The sequence below is a fragment of the Jejuia pallidilutea genome (genome assembly GCF_002973595.1).
Classification (GTDB): Bacteria; Bacteroidota; Bacteroidia; order Flavobacteriales; family Flavobacteriaceae; genus Jejuia; species Jejuia pallidilutea.
The window spans coordinates 68,881-80,296 of record NZ_PVEO01000009.1 but is presented as its reverse complement, the minus strand read 5'-3'; the positions used below and the strand labels follow the sequence as shown (position 1 = coordinate 80,296).

Here is an 11,416-nt window from a genome sequence, read left to right as displayed (position 1 = left end):
CTTGTCTAATTAATAAGTCGTTAATAACCTATTCAAAAAAAAGTAGAAACCTAAATAGTAATTCTAAAATCATTATTATTTTTGCGCATGCAACATGATAAGGTACTAATTTTAGACTTCGGTTCCCAATACACACAACTTATTGGGCGTAGAGTTAGGGAACTCAACATTTATTCCGAAATACATCCATTTAATAAAATTCCAAAAAATATAGACGACTACAAGGCGGTTATACTGTCTGGTAGTCCAAACTCGGTTAGGGGCGAATTAGCCTTACACCCCGATTTGTCTCAAATTAGAGGAAAAAAACCAATGCTAGCGGTGTGTTACGGTGCGCAATATTTGGCACACTTTTCTGGTGGAGAAGTGGCGCCCTCTAATACTAGGGAGTATGGTCGTGCTAATTTATCATTTATAAAAAGTAACGAACCTTTTTTTGCGCATATCCACACCGGAAGTCAAGTTTGGATGAGCCACAGCGATACCATAAAAGTGTTGCCAACTAATGCTGTTTTAATAGCTAGTACGCATGATGTAGAAAATGCAGCTTATAGAATAGATGGTGAAGAAACTTACGCCATACAATTTCACCCAGAGGTATATCATACAACAGATGGAAAACAGGTGTTAGAAAACTTTTTGGTAAGCATTGCAGGGTTACATCAAGATTGGACTCCACAATCTTTTGTAGAAGAAACAGTAGAGGCAATACAAGAAAAAGTTGGTAACGATAAGGTTGTTCTTGGGTTGTCTGGAGGTGTAGATTCAACCGTAGCAGCGGTTTTACTAAATAAAGCAATTGGTAAAAATTTATACTGCATTTTTGTAAATAATGGTTTGTTGCGTAAAAATGAATTTAAAAACGTACTAAACCAATATGAAGGCATGGGCCTAAATGTAAAAGGCGTTGATGCTTCCGATAGATTTTTAGAGGCCTTAAAAGGTATTGAAGATCCTGAGAAAAAGCGTAAAGCAATTGGTAATGCATTTATTGAGGTTTTTGATGACGAAGCGCATAAACTGGAAGACGTAAAATGGTTGGCCCAAGGTACAATTTATCCTGATGTTATAGAGAGTGTTTCTGCCACTGGCGGCCCTTCGGCTACTATAAAAAGTCACCACAATGTTGGTGGATTACCCGATTTTATGAAACTTAAAATAGTAGAGCCTTTACGTGCTATTTTTAAAGATGAAGTAAGGCGCGTAGGTGCAACGCTAGGAATAGACCCAGAATTATTAGGGCGACACCCGTTTCCCGGTCCTGGTTTAGGGATTAGAATTTTAGGCGATATTACTGCTGAAAAAGTACGTATGCTGCAAGAAGTAGATTATATTTTTATTAATGGATTAAAAGAATGGGGGCTTTACGATAAAGTTTGGCAAGCTGGCGCTATGTTGTTGCCAGTAAATAGCGTAGGTGTTATGGGCGACGAGCGTACTTACGAAAAATGTGTAGCCTTAAGAGCTGTAGAAAGTACAGATGGAATGACGGCCGATTGGGTTAACTTACCTTATGCTTTTCTTCAAAAAACATCAAACGAAATTATTAACAAAGTAAAAGGTGTTAATAGAGTGGTGTACGATATAAGTTCTAAACCACCAGCTACGATTGAATGGGAATAGTTTAATTAGTGACTTACCGCAGCAGGAAACCATTTTGTAAGACTAAGCACTGAAAATTGCAGGCTGGATTGCGTTAGGGATTGCAGAGGAAAGCCCACAGCCCGACGAAGGAGGTGCGAGGACTTGTAACGGAAAGCCCGACCCCGCAACAAGCGGAGGTAACGCCCAAATAAAATTTTGGCATGTTATATGTAATATTAATTCTAAACATTTTTAGTCTTTTTACACAATAAACACCGTATATAAACTATTTAGTATAAGTTAGCTATTAAACATTAACACTATGAATAGACTTTTTTTTCTTTTAATTATCTCGCTTCTTTTAGGGGTAATGACCGTAAACGCACAGAATTATAGCACACATCAGGTTAAAAAAGGCGAAACTATCGAGGAAATTGCAAAACGTTACTACGTAACACCTTTTGATATTTATGGTCTTAATCCAGATGCAAAAAAAGGACTAAAGCCAAATACTATCCTAATTATTCCAATTTCAAAAGCAAAAAAACCAAAGGTTACAGAGGTAAAGGAGTTACAAGGATTTAAAACACATAAGGCCAAACGTAAAGAAACGCTTTACAGTATATCTAAAAAATATGATGTTGAGATAGAAGATATAAAAAAGTACAATACCTTTTTGTATGCTAATAACTTGAGAAAAGGCGATAAACTAGAAATTCCGGTATTTAAAATAACTAAAGTAGAGGAAGAGGTTGAAACAAATAAAACCTACATTGTGCAGCCAAAAGAAGGTAAATGGCGTATTGCCTATAAGTTTGGAATTACGGTAGCAGAATTGGAAGCATTAAACCCTAAAATGGGAGATGTATTACAAGAAGGACAGCAAATTTATGTGCCTAATATTGCCGCTGAAGAAGAAAAGGAGATTGATGAAAAATATAGTTACTATAAAGTATTGCCAAAAGAAGGGTTTTACAGACTTAAAGTAAAACTTAATTTAGAGAAAGAAGAACTTGAGAAACTTAATCCTGGTTTAGATGAAAGCGGTTTAAAGGCAGGTATGATTCTTAAAATACCATTTTCTGAAGCAGCAGCTATTACTTCTGAAAATTTTGAGGCAACAAATCTTATAAGTAGAATTAATGATTATAGTACAAAGCATATAGCTTTAATGTTGCCTTTTCGGTTAAACCGCGTGGAGTTTGATTCTATTTCTGAAACTAAAAAAAGCATTGCAAATGACCCTTATTTAGATGCCTCTTTAGATTTTTATTCGGGTGTATTAGTAGCTGTAGATTCTTTAAAAAAATTAGGATTATCTATTAAATTAGATGTTTACGATACCAAATATCAGCCAAATACAGTTGCTAGGATTTTAACCGATAACGATTTTGAAAACGTAGATGCTGTAATAGGGCCTTTAACTACTAAGAATTTTAATGTTGTAGCAAACGAACTTAGAAAATACAACGTACCAGTAGTTTCGCCTATAGGAACAAGAATAAAGTTGCACGATAATGTTTTTCAAACCAGGCCATCAGATGATTTATTAAAAAGTAGAATTATTGATTTTGTAAAGAATGATACGCTGCCAAAAAATATAGTAATTTTGGCAGATACAAAAAATATGGCCATTGCAAACGAGTTAAAAAGAGAATTTAACGTTTCCACTATTGTGTTTTCACGAAAAAACAAGGAAGGTAAAGATGAATATTTTGTAACAAAAGAAGATATTGAAACTGCTTTAAAACCAGGTAGAAATATTGTATTCTTAGAAACGCAGAACGAAAGTTTTATTTCTGGTGCAACAAGTATTTTAGCAGCTTTAAATTTAAAAGAAAATCCTGAAGATCCAGAAATGGAAAAGGTTGAAGTGTTACTAACCACTACAAGATTTAATGGCGCTTTTGAAGGTGATGAGGTAGATAATACACATCTTTCAAAGTTACAATTTACTTTTGCTAGTTCTTCTAAGAGTTATAGTGAAGAAGATAACAACATGTTTGTAAAGCATTACCAAAAAGTTTACAACATTACGCCTAGTAGGAGAGCCGTAAAAGGATTTGATTTAACGATGGATGTGGTACTTCGTATGGCAACTTCCGAAGATTTATATATGTCGGTTAATAGTACACCGCTAACAGCTTATGTAGAAAATAAGTTTGCTTATAAGAAGCAATTGTTTGGTGGTTATTACAACGATGCCATTTATCTTGTAAAGTACGACGACTTAAATCTTGTTGAGGTTAAGCAATAAAAATATGCTATATGGCGTTTTGCTTAAAACTTTTTTAAAGGGTGTATAAAACCATATTAGTATTAGTTTTGTTGTTGTTTGTACAAAACAGCAATGAGCCAGTAATATCATGGAAAGATAACTACCGTTTAACTTGGAGCGATTTTAAAGCTAAACCAAAACACAGCGTAAGTTCCGTGGCCACAACAGCTTCGGGCATAACTTTTGGATTTTCTATAAGGGAAAGCGATAAACGTGTTATAAGTTTTAAAACAGAAGTACACGCGCATTTTTATCCAAAACAATCTTGGTACAAAACCAAACAAGCCAATAATTATGTTCTAGGACACGAGCAATTGCATTTTGATATTACCGAATTATTTGTGCGTAAATTTAGAAAGCGTATTTCCTTATTAAAAACTAACAATAATATTGCTAATGAATTGCGAGACTTACACAAACGTATTAATAAAGAACTTGCAGATTTTCAAAACCAATACGATACTGATACAGATTTTTCCAGAAATGTTAAGGCACAACTAACATGGGAGGCACTTATTGAAATAGAACTTAACAAGTTACATCACTTTAAATCTAAAAATTAAACGTGTTACCCGATAAACAATTTTTAATAGAGTTAGCACATGCTAAAATGCCTTATGGCAAATATAAAGATCGTTATTTAATTGATTTACCAGAATACTATGTGGTTTGGTATCACTCCAAAGGGTTTCCTAAAGGTAAACTAGGAGATATGTTAACACAAGTGTACGAACTAAAAGTAAATGGTTTGGAGGATTTAATACGCAATATTAAAAAGCAGTATCCTAAATAAGTTTTTTTTTCTTAGTTATAATAAACCATAGTGTTAGCTTTATTTTATAGAGATAAAAACACTATTGTATATATAAAGTTGAAGCATTTTAAATAGTTACTTTCGTTCAATTTTATCAATCTCTATAGGTGTCTTAGTCTATTGTTGTTTTTAAAACATATTACATTTCGTTAATATGTTGTCCTTTCATTTTTAAAACTAATAGACGTTCTACATAAGTGCAGCAAAACTCCATTTAACAAAATATTAACAAAACCGCTGTTTTCATTTTTCCGTAGGTATGTGTGAGAGTCAAAAAAAATAATAAAAACTAAAAAATCTCAACATGATGAAAAATTTAAAAACAATTTTAGGAGTTGGAGTTGTAGCGCTAGCTAGTTGCTTCATAATTGCAGCAGACCATATTGATGCGCCTGCTGTACAAGGTGGTACAAGTGATATCACCGATTTTTACGCTTTTCAAGGCGAAGACACCAATAATTTGGTATTTGTAGCAAACGTACAAGGTTTAATAAGTCCTGCAAATACTGAAAGTGCAACATTTGATGAAAATGTATTGATTGAGTTCAATATAGATAATACAGGTGATAATATTGAGGATTTAATAATTCAAGCCATTCCAAGAGACGGTAAAATGTACTTTTTTGGTCCTGTAACGCCATCCCAAACAGGCTTAAATAGTGTTATTGAAACCAATGCAACAGCTAATGGTGTTGTAGCAATTTCAAAATATGGAGATGCTCCTGTAATTGGTACAAATGCTGGTATGAGCTTTTTTGCTGGACCAAGAGACGATCCGTTTTTTATGGATTTTGCACAGTATTCTGCCATTATAGGAGGAACAGCTACAGGTTTCAACAACCCTGGAACCGATACTTTTGCAGGTTCAAATGTAATGTCTATTGTAGTTGAAGTACCAAAAGCTATGATTGGTGGATCTGGTACTATTAACACATGGGTAGAAAGTAAAACCAAGTAATAATTAACCAATTTAAAAATTTAAAAGATGAAAACTATAAAAATATTAACAGCAGTAATTACAGTTTCTTTAATTGTATTTAATTGCTCAAACAACGATGACAACTTAACAATAGCGCCCGGACCAGATTTTACTGGAACTTATGCACAAGCAGATCAAATGGGGAGACCAGCAGTAAATACTGTATTTGTGTCTTCTGCATCTAAAGATATGTTTAATGTTACAATTCCTTCACAACAAAATGCGGCATTTCAAAGTATGTTTCAAACTAATTTAACAAGCTTAAGTCCTGCATACGCAAATCCTGAAGATACAAATGCACTAGGATTGGATGCTGCTACATTTACAGGTTTATTAGCAACAGATGTTTTAAATGTTTCTTTAGATGGAAAAACTACATTTTTCGATGGCACCAATGTTTTAACAGGTCGTGCATTGGCAGATGATGTTATTACTGTTGAGCTTCTATTAATTTTTGGTGGTGAAGACTTTTCTGAAAATCCAACTCTATCAAACGATAATGTTGATGCTAACGATAAAGACTTCTTAACCTCATTTCCTTACTTAGCCTCTCCATGGTAATAGCCATAGTATTCGAGTGTGTTTACTAATACTAGCATACTCGAATTTTAAATATAATTCTAACAAAAACAAAATATTATGAAACCTATTCACCTTTTAGTTTGTAGCATTTTACTGTTTGTAGGATGTAAAAAAACATCCAATATTCCAGATTTAGTTACAAATTCAGAAGATTACAACCGTTATTTAAATATAGAAAAAAATGAGGTAGTAGATGCTGCAAAACAAGATTATAAGTTTTGGGAAGAAAAGCTAGAAAAAGAGCCAAACCAGTTTCCATATTTGGTAAAAGCCGCAGCATCTCAATCTCAGTTGTTTGCTCAAACAGGATCCATAGCGCACTTAAAATATTCAGAAAAAGGGTTAGTTGCAGCCAACAAAGCTACTCATTATAAAAACTCAGGTTATTTACGGGCTCTAGCTAGAAACTACGTATCGCAGCATAAGTTTAAATCAGCTTTGGAATTACTAAAAAAAGCAGAAATAAATGGCGATAAATTAAAATCTACCCAAAAAATGTTGTTTGATGTACATTTGGAATTGGGAGATGACGAAGCTGCAAAACAATACTTAAGTAGAATTGAAAACTATAAAGACTTTGATTTTTTAATAAGACTATCAAAATGGAACGATTATAAGGGTAATCTTGAGGATGCTATTCTGTATTTAAAAAAAGCAACTGAAATTGTTGAAACATCTAAAAATAAAGGTTTAATGCAATGGTCTTACACTAATTTAGCCGATTATTATGGGCATGCGGGTAAAATACAAACCGCTTACAAGTACTATTTAAAAGCTTTGGAGTTAGATCCTAATGATGCTTATGCAAAAAAAGGAATAGCTTGGATAGTGTATTCCCATGAAAAAAATCCAGATGAAGCTTTACGAATCTTAAATGCCATTACAGAAACTTACAACGCTCCAGATTATTATTTGTTAAAAGCAGAAATAGCTGATTTTAAGGGTGATATAAAACAAAAGGAGGTGCAGTTAAAACTATATAAAACTGCTGTAGCTAATGCAATGTATGGAGATATGTATAACCAATATAACATATTACTCTTTGCAGAAAGTGAAAAACAAACGGCTAAAGCTTTAGAAATAGCTCATAAGGAAACAGAAAATAGGCCAACAGCACAATCTTACAATTTGTTAGCATGGACTCATTACAAGCAAGGGGCTGTAAAAAAGGCATTAGAGATTATGGAAAATTATGTAGTAGGAAAAACTTTTGAGCCTGAGGCGTTATACCATTTAGCTAAAGTTTATAAAGCTAATGGTAAAACAGAGGCAGCAAAAAAATTAAAAAAGCAACTTTTAGAAAGCAGCTTTGAATTAGGCCCATTAATGACTGAAAGTATTAAAAGCATATAAGGGTCAGCAAATAATTTTGAGGGAATTTGTTTGTTGCTTAAAAACCTAATAATGGTTATGGGTTTTTAGGTTTTTGTTTGATGAAAGTCTTCCAGTGGTAGTATTACCATTGGAGACTTTTGTTTTTAAAGGCTTTTAGAGGAGCTTGTCTATAATTTTAAAGAAAATTACCCCGTAGTTACAACACCCAAAGTATACAAATATTCCATAGTTGGTGTTGCACTTCCACCTGCTGGTTCTAAGGTAATACCAAATGCTTCGCTATTATTAGTATTTTTAATTTCGAAAATTTTATTGGTGTCTGCTGTAAAATTATCGATAGTACCAAGGCTCGTTGGAGTAAGTGGGCTTAATTTTAGAGACCATACTTGGTACACTTTTCCTTCTGGCGGATTAGGTAGGCCTTGTGCATCTAAAAAAATACGTTGTTGCTCTTTATCCCAATATACTTTAGCATATGTGTTTACAAAATTACCCTGTCCTGCTAGTGGTATTCTAGAAATATTATCGTCGCGTAAAACAGTAATAAGTGTATTGGCCTCTGCAAGGCTTTTTTTAGAGTTTTCAATTTGTGTTTCTAGTAACGATTGTTGTGTTTCTGCAACTTTAATGTTAGATTGTAATTGTTTGTTTTGGTTTACAGTCCATAATAATCCAAATGCAAGTACCACAGAGGCAGCCCAACCAGTGTAGGTAATCCAGTTATACTTTGGTTTAACAAGAGACACAACATTGGTTGTATTAGTTTTAAAACCAAGTTCTTTTTTTACCTGTTTTAAAATATGAGCATTGTTACGTTGCGAAGTAGATGCGGTAAGTTTTACTACTGCTGCTTCAATTTCCAATACTTCCTGTAAAATTTCGGGGTGTTTTTGCATAAGCGCATACACCTCTTCATTTTCTTTTTCAGAAAGTGCACCAGCTACATATAGCTCTAAAATTCCAGATGTTATGTATGCGTTTATATCCATTTTTAGTTTAAAACTATATTTCTAAGTTCTTTAATACAATTTCTATTTCTTGTTTTAATAGTCCCTATTGGCATATCAAGAGCTTCAGATGCTTCGCTTTGGGTATAGCCTTTAAAGTATAAAAGCTCTATAACCTCTTTACATTTTTGTTTTAGCTTACTTACAAACTTTTTTACACCTATAGCATCTGTTTTGTGGTCTAAGTTATCATTGCTTTCAATAATATCTACGAAAAAATCAGAATTCAGGTTTTGTTTGGTTTTTTTAAATGCTTTAGAGCGTATTTTATCAATAGCAGCATTACGGGCAATGTTTAAAACCCATGTAAAAAAACGCCCTTTTTTAGAGGAATAACTATCGGATTTATGCCATATTTTCACAAAAACATCTTGCATAACTTCTTCAGCAATATCGTGGTCTCTTACAATATTATAAATAACACCAAGCATACTTTTACTATACATGTTGTATAATGTTTCAAAAGCTTTTTCGTCTTTTGCTTTAAATTTTTCAATAAGCGTATCTAATTCCATTCATGGCGTTTCAGTAGTCCGAAAATAGTAAATATAAAGTAAAGAGACTGCCTGAAAAAGTTTTTAATATCATCTAAAGCGATTGGGAAGAACCTTAAAACAAAGGTTCTTTATGCTCATATAGAATGATACTTTTCAGATAGTCTCTTAAAAACTAAATTTTAGTGATAGCTATTTTACTCAATAATTCCAGCACAACTTACTCTAGCGCCGGCGGCTCCAGAAGGTTGTGAGGTAAAATCGTCTGCTCCTGCATGTACAATTATACTCTTACCTAATATATCTTTAGTTTCGTCGCCACAGCCAATGCACCACTCGTCGGTAGTTATAGAAATGGTGCCATTTCCGTTTTCATCGGCTATAAAATTGCCAATATCTCCTTTGTGGAATCCTGTCTCATTGCCCCATTTACCGTGAGGTTGCCCCGTTGGGTTCCAGTGCCCGCCAGCCGACGTGCCGTCAGCAGATGAACAATCAGACTTTTCGTGAATGTGTATAGCATGCTCCCCTGGTTCTAATCCACTTATAATAGCAGTCATTGTTACGGTGCCATCTTCCTCCTTAAAAACAACATTGCCACTGGTATTGGTGTCGCTTTTTGCATTAAGGGCAATTTTTACCTTTTTAACTTTAGCAACTTCGGTGGTAACAGTTTCCTCTTCGACTTTTACCTCTTCCTTTTTCTTTTTACACGCACTAAGCGACAAGGTTAAGGCTAGTAATAGTATTGAAATTTTTTTCATGGTTCTTAGTATTTTATTATGAACTCGAAGTTAACGTTTAATTGCAAAAAATACAAGAAATAGATATGACTTATATCATATTATTTATAACTCATACAGTTTAATTTTGAATCACAATTTTCAGGTATGTCAAAATCATTAGTTAATAAGTATAACATAGCAGGACCCCGTTATACAAGTTATCCAACTGTTCCCTATTGGGATAGTAGTACATTTTCATTAGAAAAATGGAAAACCTCCTTACAGCGCTCGTTTAAGGAAAGTAATAAAAAAGAAGGTGTAAGTTTATACATTCATTTACCTTTTTGCGAAAGTTTGTGTACGTTTTGTGGTTGTAACAAACGTATTACAAAACAGCATAGTGTGGAGTTGCCCTATATAAATGCTGTATTAAAAGAATGGCGTTTGTATTTAGAGTTATTTAATGAAAAACCTCTAATAAAAGAGTTGCATCTTGGTGGTGGTACACCAACTTTTTTTAGTCCCGAAAATTTAAAGTATTTAATTTCTGAAATATTAGAATCATCAGCATTAGCTTTAAATTATGAATTTAGTTTTGAAGGGCATCCCAACAATACAACCCTCGAACATTTACAAGCACTATATGATGTTGGTTTTAGGCGTGTAAGTTATGGTGTGCAAGATTATAATGAGACAGTACAAAAAGCAATACACCGCATACAACCTTTTGAAAATGTAAAAAATGCTACAGAAATGGCTCGCGATATTGGGTATACATCTGTAGGACACGATATTATTTTCGGATTGCCTTTTCAAACTCTAGCACATGTAAAGGAAACCATCTTAAAAACAAAATCTCTTTTTCCAGATCGTTTAGCTTTTTATAGCTATGCACATGTGCCATGGATTAAAGGTAATGGACAACGCGGATTTAAAGATACCGATTTACCCAGTGCGCCTTTAAAGCGAGCACAATACGAAATGGGTAAACAGTTGTTAGCCGAAGTAGGTTACGAAGAAATAGGTATGGACCATTTTGCATTAAAAACAGATACGTTGTACCAATCTATGGAAAATGGAAAACTGCATAGAAATTTTATGGGTTATACAGCTTCTAAAACAAAGGCAATGATTGGTTTGGGTGTATCTTCTATAAGCGATAGTTGGTATGGTTTTGCCCAAAATGTTAAGGACGTAAAATCGTATTACGAACTGCTTAAGAAAAATACCATTCCAGTATATCGTGGTCATATTTTAAATAAGGAAGACCTTATAGTACGACAACATATTTTGAATTTAATGTGTCGTTTTAAAACCGCTTGGGATAAAGAAGATCTTTATTTTGAGGAATTACCAGATGCTTTAATTCAACTTAAAGAAATGGAAAGTGATGGTTTAATAAAAATAGGCACAAATAGTATTACCATTACCGAGAAAGGCAAACCTTTTGTACGAAATGTATGTATGGCTTTTGATGTGTTGTTAAAGCGAAAACAGCCTAATAACCAATTGTTTTCGATGACAGTTTAACGAATATCTCCCAAATTTGCCATTGTTTTTTAGTAGTTTAACTAAATTTAAACTATAACCTAAATTTAGTTTTTAAGAATTAATGACT

At 33.5% G+C, this 11,416-nt stretch carries 9 protein-coding genes and 2 pseudogenes; 8 read left to right on the top strand and 3 right to left on the bottom strand.

Translation table 11 applies throughout. The annotated features are described in order from the left end of the window. The first annotated feature begins 87 nt into the window (after positions 1 to 87). The 7 genes and pseudogenes from guaA to CLV33_RS13990 all read left to right on the top strand — a co-directional run bounded on the left by guaA (position 88) and on the right by CLV33_RS13990 (position 7,590). Positions 88 to 1,623, top strand: coding sequence for a glutamine-hydrolyzing GMP synthase (gene guaA / locus CLV33_RS14020; RefSeq protein ID WP_105474436.1), 1,536 nt, complete (start codon positions 88 to 90; stop codon positions 1,621 to 1,623). 283 nt (positions 1,624 to 1,906) lie between these two features. Beyond that, complete coding sequence (locus CLV33_RS14015; RefSeq protein WP_105474435.1) at positions 1,907 to 3,841, top strand: PBP1 and LysM peptidoglycan-binding domain-containing protein; 1,935 nt, start codon at positions 1,907 to 1,909, stop codon at positions 3,839 to 3,841. A gap of 41 nt (positions 3,842 to 3,882) precedes the next feature. Continuing rightward, complete coding sequence (locus CLV33_RS14010; RefSeq protein ID WP_105474434.1) at positions 3,883 to 4,425, top strand: DUF922 domain-containing protein; 543 nt, start codon at positions 3,883 to 3,885, stop codon at positions 4,423 to 4,425. Between the two features lie 2 nt (positions 4,426 to 4,427). Beyond that, entirely contained in the window at positions 4,428 to 4,655 is a 228-nt protein-coding gene (locus CLV33_RS14005) for a DUF3820 family protein (protein WP_081956211.1), read from the top strand. 325 nt (positions 4,656 to 4,980) lie between these two features. Then, positions 4,981 to 5,256 (top strand): annotated as a pseudogene (locus CLV33_RS17850) (DUF4331 family protein); the annotation flags it as partial. Positions 5,257 to 5,289: 33 nt separating this feature from the next. Continuing rightward, positions 5,290 to 6,216 (top strand): annotated as a pseudogene (locus CLV33_RS17720) (DUF4331 family protein). Positions 6,217 to 6,294: 78 nt separating this feature from the next. Then, entirely contained in the window at positions 6,295 to 7,590 is a 1,296-nt protein-coding gene (locus tag CLV33_RS13990; protein ID WP_105474431.1) for a tetratricopeptide repeat protein, read from the top strand. 167 nt (positions 7,591 to 7,757) lie between these two features. Here the strand turns inward: CLV33_RS13990 and CLV33_RS13985 are convergent, their stop codons facing one another. From CLV33_RS13985 to CLV33_RS13975, 3 genes are all read right to left on the bottom strand, one after another. Then, entirely contained in the window at positions 7,758 to 8,561 is an 804-nt protein-coding gene (locus CLV33_RS13985; RefSeq protein ID WP_105474430.1) for an anti-sigma factor, read from the bottom strand. Between the two features lie 2 nt (positions 8,562 to 8,563). Continuing rightward, positions 8,564 to 9,094 (bottom strand): RNA polymerase sigma factor, encoded by a 531-nt coding sequence (locus CLV33_RS13980; RefSeq protein WP_105474429.1) that lies wholly within the window; start codon positions 9,092 to 9,094, stop codon positions 8,564 to 8,566. Between the two features lie 176 nt (positions 9,095 to 9,270). Continuing rightward, positions 9,271 to 9,837, bottom strand: a complete 567-nt coding sequence (locus CLV33_RS13975; protein ID WP_105474428.1) for a superoxide dismutase family protein — start codon at positions 9,835 to 9,837, stop codon at positions 9,271 to 9,273. Positions 9,838 to 9,963: 126 nt separating this feature from the next. Here CLV33_RS13975 and hemN point away from each other — a divergent pair, with 126 nt between their 5' ends. After that, positions 9,964 to 11,328, top strand: coding sequence for an oxygen-independent coproporphyrinogen III oxidase (gene hemN / locus CLV33_RS13970; protein ID WP_105474427.1), 1,365 nt, complete (start codon positions 9,964 to 9,966; stop codon positions 11,326 to 11,328). Positions 11,329 to 11,416: the final 88 nt, after the last annotated feature.

Bases quoted from the DNA above. Each gene is read 5' to 3' on its own strand.
- guaA (WP_105474436.1), top strand. From the start codon at position 88: ATGCAACATGATAAGGTACTAATTTTAGACTTCGGTTCCCAATACACA.
- CLV33_RS14015 (WP_105474435.1), top strand. From the start codon at position 1,907: ATGAATAGACTTTTTTTTCTTTTAATTATCTCGCTTCTTTTAGGGGTA.
- CLV33_RS13990 (WP_105474431.1), top strand. From the start codon at position 6,295: ATGAAACCTATTCACCTTTTAGTTTGTAGCATTTTACTGTTTGTAGGA.
- CLV33_RS13985 (WP_105474430.1), bottom strand. From the start codon at position 8,561: ATGGATATAAACGCATACATAACATCTGGAATTTTAGAGCTATATGTA.
- CLV33_RS13980 (WP_105474429.1), bottom strand. From the start codon at position 9,094: ATGGAATTAGATACGCTTATTGAAAAATTTAAAGCAAAAGACGAAAAA.
- CLV33_RS13975 (WP_105474428.1), bottom strand. From the start codon at position 9,837: ATGAAAAAAATTTCAATACTATTACTAGCCTTAACCTTGTCGCTTAGT.
- hemN (WP_105474427.1), top strand. From the start codon at position 9,964: ATGTCAAAATCATTAGTTAATAAGTATAACATAGCAGGACCCCGTTAT.